The organism is Roseibium sp. ROS1, from assembly GCF_054658215.1.
On the sequence record NZ_BAAGIG010000001.1, the window covers coordinates 910,792 to 936,611 of the forward strand.

Here is a 25,820-nt window from a genome sequence, read left to right on the forward strand (position 1 = left end):
CTAATCTCGAGGACCGCGCTTTGACAAAAACAAACCAAGCCGGGAAAGGCGCGCTTTCCCGGCCGGTCACGAGTATAATAGCCTTAGCCGAAGTAGGATTGTAAAGGTCTTACTTCAAGGCTCCCAGCTTTATGGGCGGCAATGCCTTTCGCGGCAGCCACTGATCCTGCAAGGGTCGTGTAATACGGTACCTTGTTCAGAAGAGCCGCCCGGCGCATCGACCGGCTGTCGGAGATGGCCTGTGCGCCTTCGGTCGTGTTGAAGACGAGCTGGACCTCACCGTTCTTGATAGCATCAACGATATGAGGGCGGCCTTCAAGAACCTTGTTGATCTTCTTCACCGCAATCCCCTTGTCCTCGAGGAACTTCTGGGTGCCGCCGGTGGCGATGATCGTGAAGCCGCCGGCTTCCAGGCTGCGGACGGCGTCAAGCACGCCGGCCTTGTCTTCGTCGCGCATGGAAACGAACACGGTGCCCTTGTCCGGAACCCCTGTGCCGCAGCCGATCTGGGACTTGGCAAAGGCCTTGCCGAAGGCAGTGTCGAGGCCCATGACTTCGCCAGTCGAGCGCATTTCCGGTCCGAGGATCGTGTCGACGCCGGGGAAGCGGGCGAACGGGAAGACAGCTTCCTTGACCGCGATATGGTCGAGTTTCTTCTCGCTGAGGCCGAAGGAAGCCAGGCTTTCTCCTGCCATGATGCGGCTGGCGATCTTTGCGACTGGCGCGCCGATCGTCTTGGCGACGAAGGGCACGGTGCGCGATGCGCGCGGGTTGACTTCCAGAACGAAGATCTCGCCGTTCTTGATGGCGTATTGCACGTTCATCAGGCCGCCGACTTCCAGTGCCAGAGCCAATGCCGTGGTCTGGCGCTTGAGTTCTTCAAGCATCTCTTCGCCGAGCGAGAACGGCGGCAGGGAGCAGGCGCTGTCGCCGGAATGGATGCCGGCTTCCTCGATGTGCTCCATGATGCCGCAGACGAACACGTCCTTGCCGTCGCAAAGGGCATCGACATCCACCTCGATCGCGCCGTCGAGATAGCGGTCGAACAGCAGCGGGTTGGTGCCCAGCACGGTGTTGATCTGGCCGGTCTTGTCGTTCGGGTACTTTGCCCGCACTTCCGCCGGGACCAGCTCCGGCAGGGTGCCAAGCAGATAGGAGTTGAGGGCTTCCTCGTCACGAATGATCTGCATGGCACGGCCACCCAGGACATAGGACGGGCGGACCACCAGAGGCAGGCCGAGCTGACCGGCGATGAGGCGACCCTGTTCGACGGAATAGGCGATGCCGTTTTCCGGCTGCTTCATGTCGAGCTTGATCAGAAGCTTCTGGAACCGGTCACGGTCTTCGGCAAGATCGATCATGTCCGGTGACGTGCCGAGGATCGGCACGTCCGCCTTGACCAGCGCCTGCGCCAGCTTGAGCGGGGTCTGGCCGCCGAACTGGACGATGACGCCGTGCAGCGTGCCGTTCTCCTGCTCCTTGCGCATGATCTCCAGCACGTCTTCAGCGGTCAGCGGCTCGAAGTAGAGGCGGTCGGACGTGTCGTAATCAGTGGAGACGGTTTCCGGGTTGCAGTTGACCATGATGGTCTCGTAGCCCGCGTCTTCCAGCGCGAAGGCGGCATGACAGCAGCAATAGTCGAACTCGATACCCTGGCCGATCCGGTTCGGACCGCCACCCAGAATGACCACCTTCTTCCGGTCGGACGGATTCGCCTCGCACGCGGGCTGCCCCATGAAGGGAGCCTCGTAGGTGGAATACATATAGGCAGTCGGGGAGGCGAACTCGGCAGCGCAGGTGTCGATGCGCTTGTAGACCGGGTGCACGTCCAGCTGCTTGCGGAGCTTGGCAACGTCCGATGCATCGAGATCGGCAAGGCTTGCCAGGCGCGCGTCGGAAAAGCCCATGGATTTCAGTTTGCGCAAGTTCGCTGCATCTTTCGGCAGGCCGAGCTTGCGGACCTTCGCTTCCATTTCCAGGATGGCTTCGATCTGCTCCAGGAACCAGGGATTGATGCCGCTGGCCTCGTAGATTTCCTCGACCGTCATGCCAAGGCGCATGGCCTGGGCGACGTTGAGAAGCCGGGTCGGTGTCGGTGTCGAGACGGCAGCGCGCAGGGCGTTGCGGTCGTCGCCCTGATCAAGGCCCGGGATTTCGGTTTCATCAAAGCCGTTCAGGCCCGTTTCCAGACCACGCAATGCTTTCTGCAGGCTTTCGTTGAAGGTCCGGCCAATGGCCATCACTTCGCCGACTGACTTCATGGCAGTGGTCAGGGTTGCTTCGGAGCCCGGAAATTTTTCGAAGGCGAAACGCGGGATCTTGGTGACCACGTAATCGATGGTCGGTTCGAACGATGCCGGGGTCGCGCCGCCGGTGATGTCGTTCTCCAGCTCGTCCAGCGTGTAGCCGACAGCAAGTTTGGCCGCGATCTTGGCGATCGGGAAGCCGGTTGCCTTGGAGGCCAGGGCGGAAGACCGCGACACGCGCGGGTTCATTTCAATGACGACCAGGCGGCCATTGTCCGGATTGACCGCGAACTGCACGTTCGAACCGCCGGTTTCCACGCCGATCTCGCGCAGCACCGCAATCGAGGCGTCGCGCATGATCTGGTATTCCTTGTCGGTCAGCGTCAGGGCCGGCGCGACAGTGATGGAATCACCGGTATGCACACCCATCGGATCGACGTTCTCGATGGAGCAGATGATGATGCAGTTGTCCGCCGTGTCGCGGACCACTTCCATTTCATATTCCTTCCAGCCGAGCAGGCTCTCGTCGATCAGGACCTGACCGACCGGAGATGCGTCGATGCCCGAGCGGACGATGGTTTCGAATTCTTCCCGGTTATAGGCAACGCCGCCGCCGGTGCCACCCAGGGTGAAGGCGGGGCGGATGATCGCCGGCAGGCCGATCTCGTCGATGGCGCGCATGGCTTCAAGATAGCCGGCATTGCGGTCGTAACCGACGATCCGGCCGTTCTCGTCGTGAATTGCCGGGGAGGAGGCAATTGCCGCGCGCGGGTTTTCCAGGCCGATGACGTCCATCGCAGCCCGGAACTTTTCGCGGTCTTCAGCCTTTTCGATGACATCGGCGCGGGCGCCGATCATTTCCACGCCGTATTTTTCCAGAACACCCATCTGTTCCAGGTCGAGTGCGCAGTTCAGCGCGGTCTGGCCCCCCATCGTCGGCAGAAGCGCATCCGGGCGTTCCTTCTCGATGATCTTGGCCACCAGCTCGGGAGTGATCGGCTCGATGTAGGTCGCGTCAGCCAGGTCCGGGTCGGTCATGATCGTCGCCGGATTCGAGTTGACCAGGATGATGCGATACCCTTCCTCGCGCAGCGCCTTGCAGGCCTGGGTGCCCGAATAATCGAATTCACATGCCTGGCCGATGACAATCGGACCGGCACCAATAATCAGGATGGAAGAGATATCTGTGCGTTTTGGCATCTCGGCTCGCAGCTCGCAGCGGCCTTTCCGGACAGCGGGCTCGCTATTCGGTCTGGCTCGGACATGAGGGTATGACTATGTTGGCTGAGCGCGTCTTATAGGGAAAAGCTGCGCAGGAGGGAACCCCGCCAGGGCGTGAAAGTCGACCTTTTGCGAGCTAAAATCACGACTTTATTCCGGCTTGGCAATTTCGGCGGGTAACGGGATCGTTGTCTGGCCGTCAAAGTCGCCGATCCCTTCCGACAATGCATAGCAGGCAAGGCGGATGGATTTGGGAATTTCAACGGGTCGCCCGTCGCGATTTCCCTTTTCGTAATACTGGATCATGCGCTTCTTCAGGCCCAGACGGTCTGCCGCATCCTTCTGCTTGAGCCCGAGTGCTCGCCGCCAATGGCGGAATTGCTGCGGGGTCATGCCGGGCATGGTGTCTTTGGATTTTGAATCGGCCATTTCGTCTTATTCCAGAATACCTTGGTTGCGGGCATCCCCTTGCGGGTTCGCTCGTCCGGTACTTCTGACAAAAATAACCTTGCTCATCGCTTGTCAATCGAGAAGTGCACAATGTGCTCTTTTGCGTCGATGGAGGTGGTTGAATTTGATGGTAAAATTGACCGTGTGGACAAAAAATTGATATACTTGTTCGGTGCCGTAACGGTTGGTCAAATAAGTGATAAGCTTAGATTTTTCCTTATCTTTTCATGAGGAGTAAGGCGGAATTGATATTCGCGCATAGCGGGTATTGTTGCGTATGTAGCGTTCATTTTCGTCTCGCGGATCACGATTCGTGAACTTTTTTGCCTACATAGTATCTAAGGGAATTTCACTAATTGTAATAATCCTCAGGGTTAGGAGTAAGCGAACTAAGTAATTTTCCCTTGGTCGTTGCCGTGAGGTAAAGAAAATTTATTGTGGATTTATATATTCAAGAAAAGTCTAGTTCTTATATTCAGATTATCGATAATTAATATTTGTTCGTGTTTTGGCTAAAGTGCCCCTGAATAAACATTCGTAGTTGCGTGTCCTTTCTCGTAGGTTTTTAGTTTTAGTTTTCGCATAACTGAAACTTCCGTAAAAACTGGGCAATATTCCTAAATTTGGCGTAGATTTTAACTGTCGATCCGGTGTATTAGACTACTGCTTAGTCTCCTATGAGTTTGGCGTTGGGAGCTTCTGAAGCGAAGAGCATTGCGCTTCAAGCTGCGGGGGCTGTAATTGCGGTGCTAGTGGGACCTGATGAACCGGAGGTGGGACCGGCGAGTCGGGAGCGCAGCAAGACCCAGCCAGACTTGGAACAAAAAAGACAAGATCGGGCTTAAAAGTATGAACAATGTAGCAACCAAGATGGTCGTGGTGCCGGATATTGCCGGGCCAGGACAAGAAGTGATGCTTGACGATCGCGCTCTCGCGATCTCGGAAATGTCCGAGCGGTTCGACGTAACCCTCAGGACGCTTCGTTTCTACGAAGAAAAGGGTCTTCTCAATCCGGTTCGCAAGGGCGCACGCCGTTTCTACGGTCCACGTGACGTTTCGCGGATGCGGGTAATCCTGCAGGCCAAGAAGATCGGCCTCACGCTTGCCGAAATCCGCCGGGTGATCAAGCTGGTGGAAGGCAACGGCAAACGGGAAGACCAGTTCAAGGAACTTCAGGAAATCTGCTTAGCGCAACAGGAAATCCTGGTGGAGCAGAAGCAGATGCTTGACGAGCAGATCGCAGAAGTCGGTCAGATCCTGACGGCATTTGACGAACTGATCGGATAAAGCTTCCGGCATCAGTTATCAAAAAACCCCGGTGTGCACTGCACGCCGGGGTTTTTTATTTGAGACAATGCTGCATTCCGGTGGCGGAGTGGCGTTGGCCGGCTGGTTCGTCAGCCAAACGCTTGTCTGCATTTCCCGGGGCCCGAGTAGGTCAGGCTGCCGATTTCGCGCTTTCCATCAGGTCGGTGAACCGCTTGAACAGGTAGTGGCTATCACGCGGGCCGGGGGATGCTTCCGGGTGATACTGGACGGAAAACACGGGTTTGTCCTTCATCGCCAACCCACAGTTGGATCCGTCGAACAGGGACACATGGGTCTGCTGAACGTTGTCCGGCAGACTGTCCGCATCCACCGCGAAACCATGGTTCATCGACGTGATTTCAACCTTGCCGGTGGTATGGTCGAATACCGGATGATTGGCGCCATGGTGCCCCTGGTGCATCTTGAGGGTCTTGCCGCCAAGCGCCAGAGCGAGCATCTGGTGGCCAAGGCAGATCCCGAACGTGGGAACGCCCGCATCGACAATCTTCCTGATCATCGGCACTGCGTAGTCGCCCGTTGCGGCCGGATCACCAGGGCCGTTTGACAGGAACACGCCATCGGGCGCTTGCGCCAGGACGTCATCCGCCGTCGCGGTCGCAGGGAGAACCGTGACCTCGCAGCCGGCGTCAGCCAGAAGGCGCAGGATGTTGCGCTTGATGCCGTAGTCAATGGCAACGACCTTGAACTTGCCGGCCTTTGCCTCGCCGTAGCCCTCGTCCCATTTCCAGGTCGTCTGGTGCCACTGGTGCGACTGGGTGGTGGAAGCGTCCTTGGCAAGGTCCATACCCACCAGGCCGGGCCAGTTTCTGGCGGCCGTTTTCAGGGCATCGACATCGAATTTGCCGTCCGGCGAATGGGCGATCACGCCGTTGGGCACGCCTTTTTCCCGGATCAGTGCGGTCAGCGCGCGGGTGTCGATGCCGCTGATGCCGATCAGGTTGCGGCTCTTCAGCCACGCATCGAGATGTTTTGCCGCCCTGTAGTTGGCCGGATCGGTGATGGCGGCTGCCAGCACAACGCCGCGGATGCCGCTGTCTGCGGCCATGTTGACCGTCTCGATGTCTTCATCGTTGGTGCCGACATTGCCAATATGCGGAAATGTGAAGGTGATGATCTGACCGGAATAGGATGGGTCGGTCAGGATCTCCTGGTAACCGGTCATTGCCGTATTAAAGCAAATCTCACCAACGGCTTGGCCGGTTGCGCCGAGGCCCTGTCCCTCGATTACACTGCCGTCGGAGAGCACAAGCAAGGCGGTCGCCGGGGTCTCGGACCATGCGTCTGCAGTCGTCATGTCTTGTTTCCAGATCTTGTTGGTGACATCATGCGCTGCAGGAAGGGCGTCTGCGGCGGGCTGGAAAGCCCGCAAAAGGCCGCCTGCATTAAGCGCGGGACTCTATGGGAAGCGGCTTGGATCGTCAATATTGATCCTCTGAAAAAAGATCTTTAAAATTCAATGGCTTGGCTGAGAAAATGGAATGGCGCCCCTGAGCGCCGGGCCTCAGCGCGGCAGGGGTGGGGTGAACCATGCGCGATGTGATGCGCGAAAGAATCAACGCTGCCCTGAAAGCGGCACAGGACGAAGGCGACAAGCGCAGGTGCGCCACGTTGCGTCTGGTGCAGACCGCTGTGAAGGACCGTGAGGCTGCTGCCCGTGAAAACGGCAAGGACGGCGTCAACGAAACCGAAGTGATTGAGATCCTTCAAAAAATGATCCGTCAGCGGGAAACTTCCGCGGAAGAGTTCGAAAGCAGCGGACAGCTCGACCTGGCCGAGCAGGAGCGCGAAGAGCAGGAAATCATCCGTGAATTTCTGCCCGTTCAGCTCAGCGACGAGGAAATGCAGAAGATCTGCGAAGAGACGGTCAAGGATATCGACGCGCATGGTCTGCGTGACATCGGCCGCTGCATGAACGAACTGAAGAGCCGTTATCCCGGGAAAATGGACTTCGTGCAGGCGTCCTGCCTGGTGAAGGACATGTTGCGAGCTGACGGTGGTGAACAGGGCAGCACCGGGACTGGTAAACAGGACTGAGCCGCTGTTGCAGCCGGTGAGGCTGATGCAAAAATCTTCCAGAAGCCGGGCATGAGGCCCGGCACCACTGGAAACGACCTTCAAGACATTCTATTTTGGCGGACTGACCGGCGGCGCCCGAATGTGCCGATGGCAGGATGCCGTTTTCTGTAATCCGGACCCGTACACTGTTCCATGCGTTTCGAACCGCGCCTACTCGATGAAATTCGTGCCCGTCTGACCTTGTCGGATGTTGTTGGGCGGCGTGTGACCTGGGACAGGCGCAAGACGCAGCCGGGCAAGGGCGACTATTGGGCGTGCTGCCCGTTTCATCAGGAAAAGAGTCCAAGTTTTCACGTCGACGATCGCCGTAACCGCTACAAATGTTTTGGCTGCGGTGCGTCCGGTGATCATTTTACGTTCCTGTGTGAAACCGAAGGGCTGAGCTTTCCGGAGGCTGTCGAACGCCTTGCCGAACAGTCAGGCGTCGGTCTGCCTGCGCCCGATCCCCAGGCGGCGCGGCGCGAGAAGAAGCGGGCCGGGCTTGCCGATATCTGCGAAATGGCGGCGCAGTTCTTTCAGGCCGAGTTCGTGGGCCCTCGTGGCGACACCGCCCGCGCCTACACGCAAAAACGCGGCCTGACGCCCGACACCCTGCGCGAGTTCCGGTTCGGGTTTGCGCCTGAAAGCCGCGATGCGCTGAAGGGATATCTTGCAGCGCGCGAGATCCCGGAAGCTGCAATGATCGAGGCAGGGCTCATCATCAAGCCGGAAGACGGGCGCCCGTCCTACGACCGGTTCCGCGGACGTTTGATGATCCCGATCCAGGATGATCGTGGCCGGGTGGTCGCCTTTGGCGGGCGAACCCTGTCTCCGGACGGACAGCCGAAATATCTGAACTCGCCGGAAACACCCCTGTTTCACAAGGGTGTCATGCTGTTCAACGCCCATCGCGCACGCGAACCCGCCTTCAAAAGCGGCGAGGCAGTGGTGGTGGAGGGCTATCTCGATGCAATCGCCCTCTGGCAGGCGGGCATCCACCATGTGGTCGCGTCCTTGGGCACGGCCTTTACCGAAGACCAAGTGGTGCGGCTCTGGAAATTCGCACCCGAACCGGTGATCTGCTTTGACGGCGATGCAGCAGGTGTTTCGGCAGCGCATCGCGCCATCGACCGGATCTTTCCGGTGCTCAAGAGCGGCTATTCGTTCCAGTTCTGCTTCCTGCCTGACGGCATGGACCCCGATGACCTCATCAAGCAGCGCGGGGTGGCAGGCTTTCACGACGAAGTCGAGCGGGCACAGTCCCTGTTCGATGTGGTCTGGGAGCGGGAGATTTCCGTTTCACGGCTCGATACGCCTGAACGCAAGGCGGCACTGGAAAAGCGGTTCGATGATCTGATTGCCACCATTCGCGACGAGCGGGTGCGTCGACGGTATCAGCTCGATCTCAAGTTCAAGCTGTCGAATCTGTTCTTCGAGCAGGCACGCCAGTCCCGGCAGGGGGGCAAGGGTGGCAAGGGTGGTGGTTCAGCCGATGCGGCGTCTCCGCTCGGCACGGCACGCGAACGGGTGGCTGCCAGCCACGATTTCGGCACCGAACGGCTGGTGCTCGGTTTGAGCATGCGCTTCCCGCATCTGCTCGACAGGAACTTCGAGCGGTTTTCCAGGTTGCCGTTTGCCAATGATCTCCACAGGCAATTGCGGGACATTTTGTGCCGGATCGTCGACGATCTGGAAGCGACGCCCATTTCCGACCTGACCAGCGCATTCGAGGAACCGCTTCGGAACATCATGGGCGAAATGATGCTCGAAACCATCGGCATGCAGCAGCAACGTGGTGCGGAGTTTTCCGCGCTGATCCATCGCTTCCCGCTTCTGAAATCCAACCCGCCGGAGGATTTCATCGAAGCGGCCTATCTGCACTTTCTCGATGTCCTGGAACTCAATGCGCTGGAAGACGAACTCTCCTCCGAGCTTGCTACCGCGGACGAGCAGCTCGATGAGCATTCCTGGATGCGCATCCAGGCCTTGACGCAGGACCTCAGCCGGAGGCGAGAGGAATGTGCGCGCGATGAAGCCGACCTTGCCGAGCGTGCCAAAAAGATCCGCACGGCACCTCCTGTGGCCGTGGCAGCTCATTGACGGAATGGCTTGCCGGTGGCTTAAACGAGGATGTGTGGACCTTCAGTTCCGGAAAAGGAAAAGGGAACTTTTGGAGCAGCGACCCGTTTTCTGGCGACGAACCGGCATTGGGCCTGAAAATGCCCTCTTTGGTGTGCGCAGGAGCACAAAAATGGCATTTTCCAATTGACCGGTGACGAATCACACTTGCGAATCGCGTGAGCCGAGCTAAATAGAACCTTTGCAGCCCTCAAGCGCCGGAGCTTTCAAGCCTGCTCGCGGCAAAAGTCTTAATATAGCTGCAACCCGAACGAACACCTTTTACGCATCCGTTTCCGGATGCCGACAGAAAAGGCCGTGTGCTGCGTCGATGCTGAAATATGCCAATGTCGAAAAGTGTACGGTTAATTGGGACTTAAGGGACACGGCTTACAAACCTAACCGCAGTGATTCTTTCAGACGCCGCCGCACCACATGCTGGCGCGCTGGGGGTGAATTGGGTTGAAGCCAAACAAAGGGCGCGGCGTGGCCGGACCGGCCGCGAACTGGAGCACGATATGGTAGCCAAAGCGACACAAGCAGACGACACACAGGAGCAGAGCACGGACGGCCCTGACGGCCCTCTGCTGGACCTGTCGGATGCCGCTGTCAAAAAGATGATCAAAGCCGCCAAGAAACGCGGCTATGTCACCTATGATGAACTGAACGAGGTTCTGCCCTCGGAGCAGGTGTCTTCGGAAAAGATCGAAGACACCATGTCCATGCTTTCCGATATGGGCATCAATGTGATCGATTCCGACGAAGCCGAAGAAGGCCCGGAAGAAGTCGATGGCGGCGATCTGGTTGCCGCAAGCACGACGGCGCTTGCCAAGAGCACCACGAAAGAGCCCGCCGACCGCACCGACGATCCCGTGCGCATGTATCTGCGCGAGATGGGTTCGGTCGAGCTGCTGTCGCGTGAAGGCGAAATCGCGATTGCCAAGCGCATCGAGGCTGGCCGCGAGGCGATGATTGCGGGTCTTTGCGAAAGCCCGCTGACCTTCCAGGCCATCATCATCTGGCGTGACGAGTTGAACGAAGCCCAGGTTCTTCTGCGCGACATTATCGATCTGGAAGCAACCTATGCCGGCCCTGATGCCAAGGCCGGCCCGGCCGTTGCCAATGACGATGTGGCGCCGGGCGAAGGCAATTCGGAAAACTCCGGCGGTGCGTCTGAAGATACCGAAAACGAAAGCGAAGACGGTGACGGCGAGGATGACGACGACGAGTTCGAATCCAACGTTTCCCTGTCCGCGATGGAAGCCGAGCTGAAGCCGGGCGTCCTGGAAACCTTCGACAACATCGCCGACAACTACAAGAAGCTTCGCCGCCTGCAGGATCAGCTGGTGGAAAACAAGCTGGCCAACAAGACCCTGTCGCCAAGCCAGGAGCGCCGCTACAAGAAGCTGAAAGAAGACATCATCGTTGATGTGAAGAGCCTGTCGCTCAACCAGAACCGTATCGACGCCCTGGTTGCCCAGCTCTATGACATCAACAAGCGCCTGATGGGCTATGAAGGCCGTCTGCTGCGTTTGGCCGACAGCTACAATGTCGACCGCACGGACTTCCTGAAGCAGTATCAGGGTGCCGAGCTCGACCCGAACTGGCTGCGCAAGGTTGCCAATCTTTCCACACGTGGCTGGAAAAACTTCATCGCGAAGGAAAAGGAAACCGTTCGCGAGCTGCGTCAGGACATCCAGACACTAGCCACCGAAACCGGGCTCGAAATCACCGAATTCCGCCGCATCGTAGCAATGGTGCAGAAGGGCGAACGCGAGGCACGTATCGCGAAGAAGGAAATGGTCGAGGCGAACCTGCGTCTCGTGATCTCCATCGCGAAGAAATACACCAACCGCGGCCTGCAATTCCTGGATCTGATCCAGGAAGGCAACATCGGCCTGATGAAGGCGGTGGACAAGTTCGAATACCGGCGCGGCTACAAGTTCTCCACCTATGCAACATGGTGGATCCGGCAGGCGATCACCCGTTCGATTGCCGACCAGGCCCGTACCATCCGTATTCCGGTGCACATGATCGAAACGATCAACAAGATCGTGCGTACGTCGCGCCAGATGCTGCATGAAATCGGACGCGAGCCGACCCCGGAAGAGCTGGCTGAAAAGCTGCAGATGCCGCTGGAGAAGGTTCGCAAGGTTCTGAAGATCGCCAAGGAACCGATCTCGCTCGAAACACCGATTGGTGACGAGGAAGATTCGCATCTGGGCGACTTCATCGAGGACAAGAACGCGGTTCTGCCCATCGATGCGGCCATCCAGTCGAACCTGCGCGAAACGACGACCCGCGTGCTCGCCTCGCTCACTCCGCGTGAGGAACGCGTGCTGCGCATGCGTTTCGGTATCGGCATGAACACCGACCACACTCTGGAAGAAGTCGGGCAGCAGTTCTCGGTTACCCGTGAACGTATCCGCCAGATCGAAGCGAAGGCACTGCGCAAGCTGAAGCACCCGAGCCGGTCTCGCAAGCTGCGGTCGTTCCTGGACAGCTAAGCTGCCGGGAAGAGCTTGAAACATCAAAGAACCCGGCGGAAACGCCGGGTTTTTTTGAAACTTCGAACCTGAATTCAACCGGCAACTTTGCTTTAAGGGCGCTCTATTGGCCATCACCGCCGACATGGACCGGAACATGGTCGGGATCGAGCCTGGGGACCGGCGGCTTTTCCTGTGGGGGCTTGTGGTCTCCGCCGTGCTGCACGCGCTTGTGGCCTTGATGCTGCTGGAAGGCGTATCCGGCTATACGACGCAGCCCCTGCAGGACGTGGTCGAAGTCGAGCTGCTGCCCCCGCCGCCGCAGGAGGAAGAGACGCCACCTGTGGAACTTGAGCAACCTGAACCGGAGCAACCGGAGCAGGAAGAGGTGGAAACACCCGATCAACCCGAGCCGCCGGAACAGGAGCAGGCCGAGGAAGCCCCGCCGCCGCCGCCTCCACCGCCAGCGTCCGCTCGCGAAGACCTTGCCGAGACGCCCGAACAACCGCCAGAGCCGTCCGTTCTGCAGGAAGTGACCGAGTTCGGCGAAGAAGACACGGGGCTGCAAGGGGAAGAGGAAACGCCGCCGGCATCCGCGGAAAGCGCATCCTCGGAGAGTGAGCAGCAGGCGGAAACCGACGCGCAGACGGATGAGGCCCAGGCGGGCGAAACGGACGCCGGCGAAGGGGAAGGTGAGGGCGAAGGTCAGGAGACCGAGGCTGCCGAAACCGAAGCGCCGCAGGAGGATGCTTCGGAAGAGGCACAGGATACCGCCGCTGAAGACGCCGCTGATGATAGTGAATCTCCTGAGGAGGCCTCAGACGTTGCCGAAACACCCGAACAGCCGGAGGCCCTGCCAGAGGAGACCGTTGGAACCGGCGCGGAAACGGACACCGCTGAAACCGGAGAGCAGCCCGCCGAAGACTTCGGAATTGTCGGACCGATCGCAACGAACAAGACACCCGCTCCCAAACCACCGAAACCGGTGGCTTCGCCTCAACGCGACCAGGCAGGAGGAGGGAGGGCATCAGGCGGCTCGGAAGGACCTCCAGCCGGAATGATTGCAGCTCGGGAACTTTATTCCCGCGATATTCTGGATGATCCGCAGGCGCGCACGGCCATGCGCGGCATGACCGAGGGCCAGCGGCTGAACCTTTTGTGCATGACCGAGTTGAGAGAGCAGATTGCTTCCGTCAGTTCCTTGCCGCCCGAACTGCTGCCGTCTTTCCGGCCTCGGGGCGGCAACGTTCTGCAGCCGCGTATCGCCGCTTTCCGCAGTCTTGGCCGCTGGTTCGACGTGGCTTTCCGCTGCGAGACGGACAGCGGCGTGACGCGTGTGGAGCGGTTCTCCTTCAAGATCGGCAAGGAGATCCCGCAAAGCCAGTGGCTGGAACGGGGACTGACGGGGTTCTGACCCCGCCAGTTTGACTGACCTCAGGGCTGACTCTTGAATTGCAGCGACGCGTTGGCGATTTCGTGCGCACGCATGTTCACCGCCCAATTGTAGAACGACGTCTTGCGAGAGGGGCCGAGTATGGAGCTGATGATCACGTGCGACGGGGTCTTCATCGCCAGCGCGGTGAATTCCAGCGGATCATCGCTTTCAATCGTCCGGGCACCGACGGTCACTTCGGTGGCTTCGATAAACGGCGGGTCGAGCGCCACCGCTTTCGACGTCGCACCCGCGTCGAAAATGATGTCGGAACCTTCGAACTCCCGTCGGGTCTTGCCCAGTTCCTGAACAAGGTCTACCGGCTGCTGTGCGCTGATCGCCTTCAGTCTGGCGAACCCGAGGATCTCGCCGTTGGAGCCCGTGCGGGCAAAGTCGATGGCCATGCGATCGGCCAGACCGGATTGCGGCTGGTTGACATGCCAGGACGCCGGGAAGAAGAAGCCGATGTCCTGGAACAGGGAAAAGTTGCTCCAGTCCTCGATCACGTTCGGCTGCCTGACCTGTTCGGTGCGGAAGGACCTGACGGCCATGTTGACGATGTCCGAAAGGGCAGCAAACTCGCTGGAAGGAACAAAGGCCTGGATCAGGATCAGCGTATTGCCATTGACCGTGACGGTGACGAGGCCGCGCAGTTCGTGCCCTTCGGCCCTGACGAAGCAGCTTGCGCGTGCGCGGCGAGCATCGATCGGTTGCAGGGTGTCGACATGCCAGGACGACAGGGAGCAGTAGTATTCGAGCCAGTGTGCGGCCGAGATCTCGTTGTTGAGGAGAATGCCGATCACCTGAACGGAGATATTCGTCGCCTGGGGAGGCTCGAAAACCGCAATGATGGTGGGACTGTCCACCGTGAGGGGCTGCTCGTTGACCTGCTTCACCTCCCAGCTTCCGGGAAGCAGAAGCTGGAACGCAAACGGGGCCGGGCTGATTGCGGTCAGTTCGGCGGCGACATAGTCCTCAGTGGTCATTCCGATTATCACCCTTGGGTGTTCCTGCCGGCGGTCTCGAGTGCAAAACCACCTGTCTAATAAACTCCGACAAAGACCTTGAAGCCCGCCATCGGACCGGCCCCTGCCTTGGCTTCAGCAGTCACGCCATAGGCGCCACCGATTTTTCCTGCCTGCGCGCTGGCCCCGGCTGCAGCCCCGACACCGGCTTCTCCGCGGCCTCCGATTCGAAGGCCGTGGTCATAGGCACTGTCGAGCGTTCGTTTCGCCGGATCTCCGCTCACCCAGCTCAAAAACGGGCCAAGGGTGTTGTCGTACAGCGTTTTGGGACTGATGTTAATGGTGCCTTCGGCGCTGGCCTGTACCAGAACGAGTTCACCTCCGATTTTGCCTTCCACTCCCGCAAAATCTTCGGATTTTCTGAAGCCGACACCCCCTTCGGCTGAAGCGGACAAGGCTTCGCCTTCCACCTTGCCACCGACAAGCCCGTTAAGCGTCTTGCCTTCGGCCTTTCCGGTAATGGCGGCAACCTTTGCATTTGCATAAGCTCCAGCGGCAAAGTCCCCGTTTATATCGCCCGATATGCCGAGCTTTGCCTCCGCGCTCGCCTCGGTCTTGAAATGACCGCCTTCCGATTCCCAGAAGGTCTTTTCCTTGCTGAACAGCTCATACTCGTATTCGGCACTGATCTCGGCGTCGTCCTTAAGCTGGTCCTTGAGCGACCGCTTCTCGGTATCCGGCTTCTTGATGCCTTTCGAGTTGTATCGTTCCTTGTAGGGCTTCTCGATACCCGTCTCCGCGCTGGCGGAGAACTTGTGCGGACTTTTTGCCGGAGGCGCAGCGCCGCCTGCTCCTCCGCCACCGCCTCCACCACCACCGCCTTGCGTTCCGATCAGAACCGTTGGCAGGCCGGTTATGATTGTTCCGGCCTTTGCGGTCAGATCTGTCATTCGCGCTGCAGGGCTGCCTTCGACCAGAACCGTCCACGCACCTGTAATGATGGGGTCACCACCGGCTGGAGGCGGCGGGCCGACGCAAACGCACATGTCGCCAACACGTGCCTGCGGCAGCTTGCCGGTAAGCACGGTATAGGCGCCTTTCCATACGATTGGCGCGGGAACCCCCATGCACATGGGGCAGGTATGCAGGTCGGTGAGACGAGCGGCAGGAAAACCCATAAATGAACCGGTCTTAATAAAAACTGCCGGATCATCGGAAAGTTGTTTCACACTGTCAATACTGCTTATCGCGACCAGGAGACGGATCGGGCATGAAGAAGACCTTCGTTGCTGCAGAACAGGCAAAGGTCACCCGAGTTGAGGCGGCAGTTTTCTTGGAATGAAAGTTTACGTAACGACTATCACCAGAATTTCATAACCGTCAGTCTATCCTTCTCCTGCTTTCCCGATTGGCAAACGGAGGGATTATATGAGCGACGTTCGGCAGACCTTCTCCACCGCATCAGTTGCAAGCCTCGATAGTCCGCAGGCCTACATCGAGGAGACACCGATCTGGCGCGATGGTACGGATGTCGACAGTTCCATCCTGACCGGCATGCAGTGGCGAATCTGGTGGCTGGCCTGTGCCGGCAAGTTCTTTGAAGGCATGGTTGTCTTCATGACCGGCATCGCCCTGCCGCTGATCGGGCGGGAATTCAAATTGACAGCAGTGGAGCACGGGCTTGTCAGTTCGGCGATCCTGTTCGGCATCCTGATCGGGGCGACAGCACTGGGCGGGCTTGCGGACCGGTTCGGACGACGGGCGATGTTCATCGTCGAGATGGCGCTCTTCATCGCCTTTCTGCTGATGCTTTCGATAGCGCCGAACCTTTCGATTACCCTGATAGCGCTCTTCGGTGTCGGCCTGGCGCTCGGCTGTGACTATCCGACGGCGCATATGGTGATCTCGGAGAACATTCCGGCGCGGGCACGGGGACGGATGGTTCTGGGAGCCTTCAGTTTTCAGGCAGTCGGGGCATTGTCGGGTACAGGGCTTGCCTTTCTGACGCTCACCTGGTTTCCGGATCCCGAAGCCTGGCGCTGGATGTATCTGACGGCCGTTCCGCCTGCTCTTCTGATCCTGGCCGGCCGCTTCTTTGTTCCGGAAAGCTCCAACTGGCTGATCGTGAGGGGACGGGTAGCAGAAGCGGAAACCGCGCTGCTGAGATTGCTGAACCGGCGCCCCAGATATCCAAGCGAGATTTCGCTGAAGGCTGAAACAGCCGCTTCGCCGCATGCGCACAAGGTCAAGTGGAGCCGGTTCCTGACAGACCGGAAACTGTGCAAGGCGACGATCTTTGCGTCGGTTCCCTGGTTCCTGCAGGATCTCGGGACATATGGCATCGGCATTTTCACGCCGGTCATCCTGGCCAGTTCAATTGGCAGCAAGCGCGAGCACGCACAGTCGCTCTCTGATCTGGTCTACAATGATCTGCTTGCGGCGAAAGGTGCCGCCCTGATCGACGTCCTGCTGATTGTCGGCATTGTCTTTGCGGTGATGTTCACTGACCGGATCGGCCGTGTCCGCCTTCAGGTGATCGGTTTCATTGGCTGCGCCGTTGGTCTGGCGATTGCGGCTTCAGGCAACCATGCAGGACCCGGATGGGACGTCCCCCTGATCTTTGCAGGCTTCATGCTGTTCAACTTCATGACCAACATGGGTCCGAATGCGCAGACCTACCTGATTGCCGGCGAGGTGTTTCCTGTCGCCTATCGCGGCACGGGGGCGGGCCTTGCGGCGTCCTTCGCCAAGATCGGCGCCGTTCTGACTGCCTTCCTGTTTCCAATTCTACTCAAGGACCTGGGAACGGACGTGCTGCTGGCTGGCCTCGTGGTTACCTCGCTGCTGGGGGCGGTGGTGACGTGGGTCTACCGGATCGAGACGCGCGGTGCCGGCCTTGGGTGAGGAGGGCGGCTATTCGTTTGCGATGGCGTTTTCCCGCGCAGTCAATCTGTGACGTAGCACCAGCATCGCCAGGGCTGGAACCAATGTCAGGCCCGCATTGATGTAGAAGACGGAGGCGCCGGACCGCGCGACGGCCTCCCGGGTGAGCAGTTCTTCCGATCCCGGTGCAACAAGACCGGTGACAATTGCGATCAGTCCGGTAAGGCCGCCGCCGATGGCAATACCGGCAGAGGAAATGGTCGGCAGGATGCTGGAGACCAGGTTCTGGTCTTCTCCCTCGGCGGTGTACATCAGCGAACGCATCAGGATCTGGTTGCACAGCCCGTGGCCGGCACCGGCAACCACGGCAGCGAGCGCAAACAGAGGCAACGATGCGGTCGTGATCGCAAGAGCAGTGAGGGTCAAGCCGCCGGCGATCAGGAACGGACCGGTCGTCAGATAGGTCAGCTCGCGCTGCCGCGACGGTGCACGGGAAGAGATGACGGCGAAGATCGACCAGGAGAAGGCGAGCCCGGCGGCAACATAACTTGCCTGCGTCACGCTGAGACCCCAGTAGACCTGGCCGACCGTCGTCACGAAAACCGCCCGCACCGCAGCGGCAGCGGAAATGAGGAACACGATCCAGGTGCCGAGGCCGATCAGGGTCTGCGCCCGGAAGGCATCGCGCGGGAAAAGGCGATGCGGGCTTGCGGCGTCAAAGGTCAGCAGCAGCGCTGCGGTTGCCAGACCGGCTGCAATCGTCAGCGCAAGCGGCAGGGGCGCATGCAGCTCGCCTATCACGGTCAGGAGAAAGATGCTTGCTGCCAGCAGGGCAAGGCGAACCAGCAAACGGACCGGCAAACTTCTGGCCGTGGGGCCGCTGGCCGTGGCCGGACGCACTGCGCGCGCAGGCAAGGCCGTGTTCATCAGGACGAACAGCAGCAGCACGAAGGGTATGTTGACCAGGAAGGCGGCGCGCCACGACCAGAGTGCGGACAGCAAGCCGGCCGAAACCGGCCCGATACCCGCTGCAACGGCCCAGACCCCTGCCAGCAAGGCAAAGACACGCGGGGCGATGTTGCTGGGGAAGAGATCCGGGATCAGCGAATAGCACAGCGCGATGATCATGCCTTCGCCGAAGCCCTGCAAGGCGCGTCCGGCAATCAGCCCTTCCAGAGATGTCGAGAGACCCGCGAGCACCGATCCACCCGCAAGCAGGAGGGACGCCAGCAGGAAGGGACTGCGGGCACCGAAACGGACCTTTGCTGCGCCAGTGAGGCAGCCCGCCAGGATTGCCATCATTTCAAAGGAGGAAAATACCCAGAATGCACGGTCCTGCCCGCCAAGATCGCGGATGATGTCCGGCAGCACAGCGGTGGTAACAAAGCCGTTGATGGCGTGAGACCCGATCCCGAGTACCAGCGCCAGTGTGCCGGCCGCACGTTCCGGTGAAAAGAGTGACGGGCTGACGGGCGGGAGCGCTGGCGAGCTGATGGACATGGCAACCTCGATAAAGAAAGTATTTTCTTTATATATTGAGCTTCTGAAATAAAGAAAGAAATTTATTTTTTTATTTCAGCGCCGGTATGCGTGAGGGGGGAGTCATTGAAGGCCCTTGGTTCATGCCAGCCCGGACCATGTAACCAGGGATGCCGATTTCTCGAAGAGACCTACTTTGGACAGGTTTCTGTCAGTGTCAGGAAATGTGCGGGAACTGCATCCGTCAGCCAGACGCCGTTCTCCGTTCTGTAAAACGTGTGCCCCTCCGCCTGCATTGCGCTGGCCGCGACCCGAAGAATTGCAGGTTTGCCGTGTCGGCTTCCGACCTTGTGCGCGGTGTCGCGATCCGGTGACAGATGCACATGGTGCCGGGCCATAGGTTTCAGTCCTTCGACCAGAATGGGCGGCAGAAAGCGTGTTGCCGTTCCGTGGAACAGGAACTCCGGAGGCTGTAAAGCCGTGAGGCCCAGTTCAATGTCAATCGAATGCCCCTGACGTGCGCGAATGTGTTTGCCGTCTTCGGAGAACTCGAAGCGTTTCTTGTCGTTGGTCGCGACCACTCTTTCCAGCTGATCCCTTTTGCAATCAAGGCCGAGGGCTCTGAAGGCGCCAAGCACATCAGCTACGGCAGCCCAACCGCCGTCTGACAGCATCAAACCGGCGTCTTCCGGTTTGTGTCTTAGCCAGAAAGACAGGCGTTTCGAGATCTTTGTGTCTGTTTTCATTGTCTTTTTCTTTAAATTATACTGTTTTCAAATTCTGCGATCCCTGCGAAAGCGGGCGAGCGCACCCTCAATCGAAGTGACCTGGTGACAGGACCTGGACAGCCATGGTCTGGAAGGGCCGCGCTGAAACAGAAACGGCGCAGGTTGCCCCGCGCCGTTCTGGCTCATGCCGCGTTGTCGTCCCGAAGCCGGACGAGGTCGTTCATGAGGCCTCCGGTTCCGTTGTGGACCGTGAGCCGGTCGACCTTGCCGGCAATGGCTTCGAGCGCTTCGAGCTCCTTGAGCCGAAGCATGACCGGGTTTTCAGCCATGACCTTGGCCGTGTTGAGAAGCGAACGGGTTGCGTTCGTTTCTTCACGGCGCCGGATCACGTTGGCTTCGGCTTCCTTTTCAGCTGCCACCACCTTGTTGAGGATCTCGCGCATTTCGCCCGGAAGGATCACGTCCTTGAGGACGATGTCGGAGACCTCGACACCGATTTCAGCCATGTCGGCCTTGATCTTGGCGGCCGCTTCCGCGTTGACCTCCCCCTTCTTTTCAAGGATCTGGTCGAGCTTGAGCGCGCCGAGCTGCTTGCGGAACACAAGCTGCAAGGCCCGGTAGAGTGTGTCGGTGAAATCCTTCACCTCGGTTGCGGCCTTCACCGGGTCAACCACACGGTAATCCGCGGAGAGGTTGATCCGGATGGTAACGCGGTCGAGGGTCAAGACTTCCTGACCGGTGACGTCGAGAGCCTGACGCTTGAGGTCGATGACCTTCTGCGTCACGGTTCGGCCTGCCTTCCAGAAGGCATGCACCCCGGCTTCAAGCACCTTGGTGAGCACGCCATCCATGAAGAGGAGGGCGACACTACCGTCGGTCACCGGCACGATCACGAACTGCTGCGTCTGACGGGCATCCCCGAGCCGGCGCATGAGCTTCTGCGTGAGGGCCGGGTCGGCAGCCGTGTCGATGACCTCGAAGGTCCACGGGCCGGCATCCGTCCACAGGACAAGCCGCTCGTCCGGACCAAGCACGGTGTGGATACGGTTGTCCCGTTCCACAATCGCCACTTCACCCGGTCCGGTCCGGATAACGGTCAAGTGCTCTTCGGCAACTTGCGGAAGCTTATCGAAGAGCGCCTTCTCGTAGGCCGACCGGAACTGGGGCATTGCCATCGACTGGCGCTCGATCACCAGGGTGCCACGGCCATTTTCGAGGCTGTGTTCACCGGGGCCGAGAATACCCTGGAGCTCTCCCTTGCAGATGTGGAGGGCCCGTTCCGTTTCAGAAATCACTACGCGGGTCCGCCCGCGGATCTTGTCGAGAAAAGTCGTCATTTCGATAATCCTTCCAATGCGCTAAGGCACGTGGTTGTCCTTTCCGGTGTTGAAGATGGTTGGAGGTTGAGGAAACCGGTCGCTCGTGATGAGGCGTCCGGGGTGAAACGATGAGACCCGAAGAGAGCACGAGGTCTCCCGGCGGGCCCTTGGCCAGAGGGCGTAGCAGCGGCAATGCGTGTTCCGCCCGTCCGAAAACAGGCGGTTCCGGCAAAGCGGCGGCAGAGCCTTTGCCAAAGGCCGGGCGAAGCGACCTGGCGTCGGCGGTCAGGGCACTTTCATCCGAAGGCAAAAGGGCCAGTCCGCGTTCGCAAGACCTCTCCGGGTCCCCAAAGGAACAGCTTGCATAGCTGCTGGCGTGACAGGCCAGTTCGGCGTTGGAGGCCGTGTTTTTGGAGCGAGAGTTGAACTCGCGACAGTCGGATTAAAGGTCCGATGCTCTACCACTGAGCTATCCATGGAGCACATCACAGGAGTCGAACCTGTTGCTTCCGGGGTACACTCCCGGCGTTCAACCGTTAAACTTCATGCGCGATTGTCCGATCCACCAGAACAGCATCCGTACATGAGTGGGCAGGGCCTGATCATGCGGGTGGCGAAAAATGGCCGAACCGTTGATGTCTGTGCCAGTATGGTGACCGGTGACGAGTTGATACTTCGAGAGCGGGTGCCAATGCAACCGGCAATTTCAAGAGAGGCGATGTTTGTTGCTAATATGAAACAGTATGTTGTATTTTTATCACTTTTGCCCAGAGTGCCAGCTGTCGCCCTGGGCGGGGACTTTGGTTGGTTTGAAGCGGTTTCGGTGAAGAACCGTAAACCGCAATCTCCTCGACCTCTTGCGCCGGGAAGGCGGCGAAGGCAAACTCCCGGCCAGATTGTGTTTCCGCCCTGCGAGGACCTATGGCCAACAAACAGTCCCGGTTTCTGATCGATACCTATTTTGCCGCCTTCAATGCAGGCGATACCAAGAAAATGGAAAGCCTGGTTGCCGACGACCTGATCCATGACGTCAACCAGGGTGAGCGCCGTGTCGGCAAGGACAAGTTCTGGTCCTTCAACGTTCACATGACGCGCTGCTACAAGGAACGCCTCAGCGACATCGTGCTGTTCGTCAGTGAAGACGGGACACGGGCTGCTGCCGAGTTCATCGTCCATGGCAGCTATATCGGCACCGACAGCGGATTGCCGCCCGCGAACGGCCAGACCTACAAGCTGCCGGCGGGCAGCTTTTTCGAGATCCGCAATGGTCAAATCGCCCGCATCACCACCTATTACAACCTTCAGGACTGGATCGACCAGGTGACGGAAGGTGCGGGTGAAAAAGTGCCGGAAGAGGCCTGAGCCAAAACCCTGCTTCTGCGTGAGCAGAGCCGGACAGGCAAATTTCATTTGATCGATCAGCTCTCCGTGGTCATCCGCGGGGAGCTTTTTTGTTTCTGAGAAGGGCGACCTCCTCGTTGATTGTTGCACACACGCAACCGTGAAGTTCGTTTTATTGACGATAATAATTAGACCGGTCTATTTCTAATTCACTGAACACCGCTGACAAGGCGCTGCATCAGCCGGATTAGTGGTGTCAGAAGTCCCTGACGAAAGGAAACTCCTTGGCCAGAATACGCAACGAAGCTGCCTACGAGACCGCGAAAACCCGTCTTCTGGATGTCGGTATGACGCTTATCCGGGAAAACAGCTTCGACGGGATCGGGATCAATGACGTGTTGCGGGAAAGTGGTGTGCCGAAGGGGTCTTTCTACCACTACTTCGACACCAAGGAAGACTTCGGTCTTGAAGTGGCGCGTCACTATCACCGGGATCAGCTCGCTTTTGCAAAGGCCTGCCTTTCGGACCGCAAACGCTCGCCGGTGGAACGTCTGGAAGCATTTTTCTCCGGTGCCCGGGAAGGGATGAAGGACCGTGGCTACGCCCAGGGATGCCTGATGTGCAACCTGTCGACGGAGCTGGCCGACCAGAAACCGGTCTTTCAGGCGGAACTGGACCGTCATTGGCAGGCACTGACCGGTGAACTGGAAATCTGCCTGCGGGAGACGGATCTCTCCCGGATCGGACTGTCTCATCTCTCCCCGGCACAGGCTGCCGACTGGTTGATGAATTCGTGGAGCGGCGCGCTGACGAGAATGAAGGCAAGCCGCAGCGACGAACCCCTGGCGCTGTTCATGCGCACAATCTTCAAGAAAGAAGGGAAATGAAAATGACCACCCAAAAGACAATCCTGATTACCGGTGCAAGCCGGGGTATCGGGTTTCTGACCGCCCAGAAACTCGTGCAGGAAGGCCATATCGTTTATGCGGGCATGCGGGATCTGGACGGCAGAAACGCGGAAGCGGCAAAGGCGCTCAAGCTTTTTGCCGAAGGTCTTCCGGGCAAGCTTGTTCCGGTCGACCTGGATGTTGCTGACGAGAAAGGTGTCGAACGGACCGTCGCAGCCATCGAGGCAGAGCAGCCGATCGATGTTCTGGTCAATAACGCAGGCGTCATGCCCGTTGGTCTGACGGAAGGCTTCACCATGGAGCAGGCAAAGGATCTGTTCGACGTCAATGTCTATGGTGTCATGCATCTGACGCGGGCGGTGCTTCCAGCGATGCGGGCGCGGAAGTCCGGTCTCGTGATCAGTCTCAGTTCGGTTGCAGGCCGGTTCGGCATGCCTTTCTTCGGCCTTTACTGCGCCAGCAAGTGGGCGATGGAGGCTTACTGCGAGTCGTTGCATTACGAGCTGGAGCCGTTCGGGGTCGAGTCCGTGCTGGTTGAGCCGAGTGGCCATGGCACTGACCTGGTGACCTCCGCCCCGGCTCCGGGGGATGCGGTGCGGGTCGGGCAATATGGCGATTATTCCAAGGGGCGCGACAGGTTGCTTGGCATGTTCCAGGGCATGTTCGATCAGGGTGAAGCCATCACCGATGCGGGCAACGTCGCAACCAAGATCCTTGAGCTGATCACAATGGATGGATCGCGGCCGATCCGCACTCAGGTCGGGCAGGATATGGGTGTCACCGCCATCAACGAGGCAACCGCACCGATCCAGGCGCAGCTGGTGAGCGGATTGAAGCCGGTCTATCTGGGAGCCGCATCGTGAGCGGCAATGCCCTGATCGTCGGTGCCGGGCCGGGCCTCAGCGCGTCTCTGGCACGGACGTTCGCCAAGGAAGGCTACAGGGTGTCACTGGCTGCCAGATCTCCTGGAAAGCTGGAAGGGCTTTGCGCTGAAACCGGAGCAAAAGCCCATGCCTGCAATGCTGCCGACGCGGCCAGTGTGGCGCGCCTGTTCCAGGGCCTGGACGAGGCGGGGGCAACGCCGGACCTTGTCGTCTACAACGCCAGTGGCCGCGTTCGCGGACCGGTTGCCGAACTCGATCTTGAGGATGTGCATGCCGCACTGGATGTGACCGCCTTCGGTGCGCTGGCCGTCGCACATGAAGCGGCAAAGCGGATGGTGCCAAAGGGGAAGGGCGTGATGCTGTTCACCGGTGCTTCCGCCGGCATCAAGGGCTTCCCGCGATCAGCGCCCTTTGCCATGGGCAAGTTCGCCTTGCGTGGCTTGTGCCAGTCACTTGCCCGGGAACTGTCGCCGCAAAACATCCACGTGGTTCATTTCGTCATCGACGGGGTGATCTACAATCCGGATCGTGGTGCGCCTTACGACGACCCGGACAAGACCCTTCATCCGGATGCAATTGCACGAACGTATCTGGAGATCTCGCGTCAGGACAAAAGCGCCTGGACATCCGAGTTGGAACTGCGACCGAGCGTCGAAAAGTTCTGATCCGGTAAACCGAAAGCCCCGGCGCGGCGGATGCCGTGCCGGGGCTTCGCTGTTTTCTTACTCTGCCGCATCCGCACGAGCGCCGAAGTGCCGTGCAAGTTCGTCGGCGAGATCGGTTCTCTCCCAGCCGAAACCGCCGTCTTCTTCCGGTGCGCGGCCGAAGTGGCCGTAAGCAGCAGTGCGCGCGTAGATCGGCTTCGAAAGTCCGAGACGCTCGCGAATTCCCCGCGGTGTCAGACGTACCATTTCGCGCAAGGTCTTGCCGAGAGCGACTTCATCCACCTTGCCGGTTCCCTGCGTGTCGACATAAACGGCGACCGGCTCCGGCATGCCGATGGCATAGGCGAGCTGGATCAGGCATTTGTCGGCAAGGCCGGCAGCGACCACGTTCTTGGCGAGATAGCGCGAGGCATAGGCAGCCGACCGGTCGACCTTGGTAGGGTCCTTGCCGGAAAAGGCGCCGCCACCATGGGGAGCTGCACCGCCGTAGGTGTCGACGATGATCTTGCGACCCGTGAGGCCGGCATCCCCATCAGGTCCGCCAATCACGAAGCGGCCAGTCGGGTTGATGTAGATCCGGTTATCGGGAACGGTCCAGCCGACGGGCAAGGCATGCAGGATGAACGGCAACACCGCTTCGCGCACTTCTTCCTGGCTGACATTTTCGCCGTGCTGAGTGGAAACGACCACGGCATCGATGCCGGTCGGACGCCCGTTTTCATAGCGGAGCGTCACCTGGCTCTTGGAGTCCGGGCCAAGGCGCGGTTCGCGCCCGGATTTCCGGGCTTCAGCCATGGTGCGCAGGATCTTGTGTGACAACAGGATCGGCGCTGGCATCAGCTCCTCGGTCTCGTTGCAGGCATAGCCGAACATGATGCCCTGGTCGCCGGCCCCTTCCTCGCCCTTGTCGCCTTCATCGACACCCATGGCGATGTCGGCCGACTGACGGTGCAGGCGGTTGACCACTTCCAGCGTCTGCCAGTGGAAACCTTCCTGTTCATAGCCGATGTCGCGGACGGCTTCACGCACCAGGCTCTCGACCGTATCGAGGACCTGGTCGGGGCCACGAACTTCCCCCGCGATGGTGACGTGATTGGTGGTGGTCAGCGTTTCGCAGGCAACGCGGGCGTCAGGGTCCTGTTCCAGGAAAGCGTCCAGAATGGTGTCGGATATCCGGTCGCAGACCTTGTCCGGGTGTCCCTCGGAAACGGATTCACTGGTGAATAGCCAGGATCTTTGCGTCATTGCGCGCTCCTTGTTGTTTTGGAAAGGATAGTCCTGCCCGGGGCGGTGTATGGCGCCCGGGCAGGG

Annotated in this window: 19 protein-coding genes and 2 tRNA genes; 10 read left to right on the forward strand and 11 right to left on the reverse strand. The window is 59.3% G+C overall.

The features are described from left to right. Positions 1-83: 83 nt before the first annotated feature. Both carB and ACYQ6M_RS04050 read right to left on the reverse strand, forming a co-directional pair. Positions 84-3,446 (reverse strand): carbamoyl-phosphate synthase large subunit, encoded by a 3,363-nt coding sequence (gene carB / locus ACYQ6M_RS04045; RefSeq protein WP_055655706.1) that lies wholly within the window; start codon positions 3,444-3,446, stop codon positions 84-86. A gap of 171 nt (positions 3,447-3,617) precedes the next feature. Then, the gene (locus ACYQ6M_RS04050; RefSeq protein WP_022997958.1) at positions 3,618-3,896 is read right to left on the reverse strand and encodes a helix-turn-helix domain-containing protein; all 279 of its coding nucleotides are present in this window, start codon (positions 3,894-3,896) and stop codon (positions 3,618-3,620) included. Between the two features lie 870 nt (positions 3,897-4,766). Between ACYQ6M_RS04050 and ACYQ6M_RS04055 the strand changes: the two genes are divergently transcribed. Beyond that, positions 4,767-5,204, forward strand: a complete 438-nt coding sequence (locus tag ACYQ6M_RS04055) for a MerR family transcriptional regulator (protein WP_022997956.1) — start codon at positions 4,767-4,769, stop codon at positions 5,202-5,204. A 151-nt stretch (positions 5,205-5,355) separates the two neighbouring features. Here the strand turns inward: ACYQ6M_RS04055 and carA are convergent, their stop codons facing one another. Continuing rightward, the gene (gene carA / locus ACYQ6M_RS04060; RefSeq protein WP_031268189.1) at positions 5,356-6,540 is read right to left on the reverse strand and encodes a glutamine-hydrolyzing carbamoyl-phosphate synthase small subunit; all 1,185 of its coding nucleotides are present in this window, start codon (positions 6,538-6,540) and stop codon (positions 5,356-5,358) included. A 245-nt stretch (positions 6,541-6,785) separates the two neighbouring features. Between carA and ACYQ6M_RS04065 the strand changes: the two genes are divergently transcribed. The 4 genes from ACYQ6M_RS04065 (at position 6,786) to ACYQ6M_RS04080 (ending at position 13,319) form a co-directional block, all read left to right on the forward strand. Further along, a complete protein-coding gene (locus ACYQ6M_RS04065) occupies positions 6,786-7,280 on the forward strand; it encodes a GatB/YqeY domain-containing protein (RefSeq protein WP_051990208.1) in 495 nt (164 codons plus the stop codon). Positions 7,281-7,454: 174 nt separating this feature from the next. Beyond that, entirely contained in the window at positions 7,455-9,401 is a 1,947-nt protein-coding gene (gene dnaG / locus ACYQ6M_RS04070; RefSeq protein ID WP_460072276.1) for a DNA primase, read from the forward strand. Positions 9,402-9,937: 536 nt separating this feature from the next. Then, on the forward strand, positions 9,938-11,926 hold the full coding sequence (rpoD, locus tag ACYQ6M_RS04075) for an RNA polymerase sigma factor RpoD (RefSeq protein ID WP_031268185.1): 1,989 nt from the start codon (positions 9,938-9,940) through the stop codon (positions 11,924-11,926). Between the two features lie 106 nt (positions 11,927-12,032). Continuing rightward, positions 12,033-13,319, forward strand: coding sequence for a DUF930 domain-containing protein (locus ACYQ6M_RS04080; protein ID WP_460072278.1), 1,287 nt, complete (start codon positions 12,033-12,035; stop codon positions 13,317-13,319). A gap of 20 nt (positions 13,320-13,339) precedes the next feature. Here the strand turns inward: ACYQ6M_RS04080 and ACYQ6M_RS04085 are convergent, their stop codons facing one another. Both ACYQ6M_RS04085 and ACYQ6M_RS04090 read right to left on the reverse strand, forming a co-directional pair. Beyond that, a complete protein-coding gene (locus tag ACYQ6M_RS04085; protein ID WP_460072280.1) occupies positions 13,340-14,323 on the reverse strand; it encodes a hypothetical protein in 984 nt (327 codons plus the stop codon). A 56-nt stretch (positions 14,324-14,379) separates the two neighbouring features. After that, the gene (locus ACYQ6M_RS04090; RefSeq protein WP_460072282.1) at positions 14,380-15,480 is read right to left on the reverse strand and encodes a PAAR domain-containing protein; all 1,101 of its coding nucleotides are present in this window, start codon (positions 15,478-15,480) and stop codon (positions 14,380-14,382) included. Positions 15,481-15,730: 250 nt separating this feature from the next. Between ACYQ6M_RS04090 and ACYQ6M_RS04095 the strand changes: the two genes are divergently transcribed. Continuing rightward, a complete protein-coding gene (locus ACYQ6M_RS04095; protein WP_022997948.1) occupies positions 15,731-17,206 on the forward strand; it encodes an MFS transporter in 1,476 nt (491 codons plus the stop codon). A gap of 9 nt (positions 17,207-17,215) precedes the next feature. Here ACYQ6M_RS04095 and ACYQ6M_RS04100 read toward each other — a convergent pair whose 3' ends face one another. The 5 genes from ACYQ6M_RS04100 to ACYQ6M_RS04120 all read right to left on the reverse strand — a co-directional run bounded on the left by ACYQ6M_RS04100 (position 17,216) and on the right by ACYQ6M_RS04120 (position 21,262). Beyond that, positions 17,216-18,685, reverse strand: a complete 1,470-nt coding sequence (locus ACYQ6M_RS04100) for an MFS transporter (RefSeq protein WP_460072284.1) — start codon at positions 18,683-18,685, stop codon at positions 17,216-17,218. A gap of 170 nt (positions 18,686-18,855) precedes the next feature. Beyond that, complete coding sequence (locus ACYQ6M_RS04105) at positions 18,856-19,410, reverse strand: RNA 2'-phosphotransferase (protein WP_460072286.1); 555 nt, start codon at positions 19,408-19,410, stop codon at positions 18,856-18,858. 164 nt (positions 19,411-19,574) lie between these two features. After that, positions 19,575-20,729: a slipin family protein gene (locus ACYQ6M_RS04110; protein ID WP_152505854.1), complete on the reverse strand. Its 1,155-nt coding sequence runs from the start codon at positions 20,727-20,729 to the stop codon at positions 19,575-19,577. A 393-nt stretch (positions 20,730-21,122) separates the two neighbouring features. Then, positions 21,123-21,186 (reverse strand) — tRNA-Lys (locus ACYQ6M_RS04115). Between the two features lies 1 nt (position 21,187). Continuing rightward, positions 21,188-21,262, reverse strand: a tRNA-Thr gene (locus ACYQ6M_RS04120). A 370-nt stretch (positions 21,263-21,632) separates the two neighbouring features. On the opposite strand from ACYQ6M_RS04120, the gene ACYQ6M_RS04125 reads away from it, so the two are divergent. The 4 genes from ACYQ6M_RS04125 to ACYQ6M_RS04140 all read left to right on the forward strand — a co-directional run bounded on the left by ACYQ6M_RS04125 (position 21,633) and on the right by ACYQ6M_RS04140 (position 24,509). After that, positions 21,633-22,073, forward strand: coding sequence for a ketosteroid isomerase-related protein (locus tag ACYQ6M_RS04125; RefSeq protein WP_022997944.1), 441 nt, complete (start codon positions 21,633-21,635; stop codon positions 22,071-22,073). Positions 22,074-22,336: 263 nt separating this feature from the next. Continuing rightward, positions 22,337-22,939, forward strand: a complete 603-nt coding sequence (locus tag ACYQ6M_RS04130; protein ID WP_055655691.1) for a TetR/AcrR family transcriptional regulator — start codon at positions 22,337-22,339, stop codon at positions 22,937-22,939. Positions 22,940-22,941: 2 nt separating this feature from the next. Continuing rightward, positions 22,942-23,823, forward strand: coding sequence for an SDR family oxidoreductase (locus tag ACYQ6M_RS04135; protein ID WP_460072289.1), 882 nt, complete (start codon positions 22,942-22,944; stop codon positions 23,821-23,823). Further along, positions 23,820-24,509 (forward strand): SDR family NAD(P)-dependent oxidoreductase, encoded by a 690-nt coding sequence (locus tag ACYQ6M_RS04140; RefSeq protein WP_460072291.1) that lies wholly within the window; start codon positions 23,820-23,822, stop codon positions 24,507-24,509. Before ACYQ6M_RS04135 ends, ACYQ6M_RS04140 begins: the two co-directional genes overlap by 4 nt. Before the next feature lie 57 nt (positions 24,510-24,566). On the opposite strand, the gene metK is transcribed toward ACYQ6M_RS04140, so the two are convergent. Beyond that, complete coding sequence (gene metK / locus ACYQ6M_RS04145) at positions 24,567-25,754, reverse strand: methionine adenosyltransferase (protein ID WP_062487810.1); 1,188 nt, start codon at positions 25,752-25,754, stop codon at positions 24,567-24,569. Positions 25,755-25,820: the final 66 nt, after the last annotated feature.

Excerpts from the sequence above, each read along its gene's own strand:
- carB (WP_055655706.1), bottom strand. The coding sequence starts at position 3,446 with ATGCCAAAACGCACAGATATCTCTTCCATCCTGATTATTGGTGCCGGT.
- ACYQ6M_RS04050 (WP_022997958.1), bottom strand. The coding sequence starts at position 3,896 with ATGGCCGATTCAAAATCCAAAGACACCATGCCCGGCATGACCCCGCAG.
- ACYQ6M_RS04055 (WP_022997956.1), top strand. The coding sequence starts at position 4,767 with ATGAACAATGTAGCAACCAAGATGGTCGTGGTGCCGGATATTGCCGGG.
- carA (WP_031268189.1), bottom strand. The coding sequence starts at position 6,540 with ATGACGACTGCAGACGCATGGTCCGAGACCCCGGCGACCGCCTTGCTT.
- ACYQ6M_RS04065 (WP_051990208.1), top strand. The coding sequence starts at position 6,786 with ATGCGCGAAAGAATCAACGCTGCCCTGAAAGCGGCACAGGACGAAGGC.
- dnaG (WP_460072276.1), top strand. The coding sequence starts at position 7,455 with ATGCGTTTCGAACCGCGCCTACTCGATGAAATTCGTGCCCGTCTGACC.
- rpoD (WP_031268185.1), top strand. The coding sequence starts at position 9,938 with ATGGTAGCCAAAGCGACACAAGCAGACGACACACAGGAGCAGAGCACG.
- ACYQ6M_RS04085 (WP_460072280.1), bottom strand. The coding sequence starts at position 14,323 with ATGACCACTGAGGACTATGTCGCCGCCGAACTGACCGCAATCAGCCCG.
- ACYQ6M_RS04090 (WP_460072282.1), bottom strand. The coding sequence starts at position 15,480 with ATGGGTTTTCCTGCCGCTCGTCTCACCGACCTGCATACCTGCCCCATG.
- ACYQ6M_RS04095 (WP_022997948.1), top strand. The coding sequence starts at position 15,731 with ATGAGCGACGTTCGGCAGACCTTCTCCACCGCATCAGTTGCAAGCCTC.
- ACYQ6M_RS04100 (WP_460072284.1), bottom strand. The coding sequence starts at position 18,685 with ATGTCCATCAGCTCGCCAGCGCTCCCGCCCGTCAGCCCGTCACTCTTT.
- ACYQ6M_RS04105 (WP_460072286.1), bottom strand. The coding sequence starts at position 19,410 with ATGAAAACAGACACAAAGATCTCGAAACGCCTGTCTTTCTGGCTAAGA.
- ACYQ6M_RS04110 (WP_152505854.1), bottom strand. The coding sequence starts at position 20,729 with ATGACGACTTTTCTCGACAAGATCCGCGGGCGGACCCGCGTAGTGATT.
- ACYQ6M_RS04125 (WP_022997944.1), top strand. The coding sequence starts at position 21,633 with ATGGCCAACAAACAGTCCCGGTTTCTGATCGATACCTATTTTGCCGCC.
- ACYQ6M_RS04135 (WP_460072289.1), top strand. The coding sequence starts at position 22,942 with ATGACCACCCAAAAGACAATCCTGATTACCGGTGCAAGCCGGGGTATC.
- metK (WP_062487810.1), bottom strand. The coding sequence starts at position 25,754 with ATGACGCAAAGATCCTGGCTATTCACCAGTGAATCCGTTTCCGAGGGA.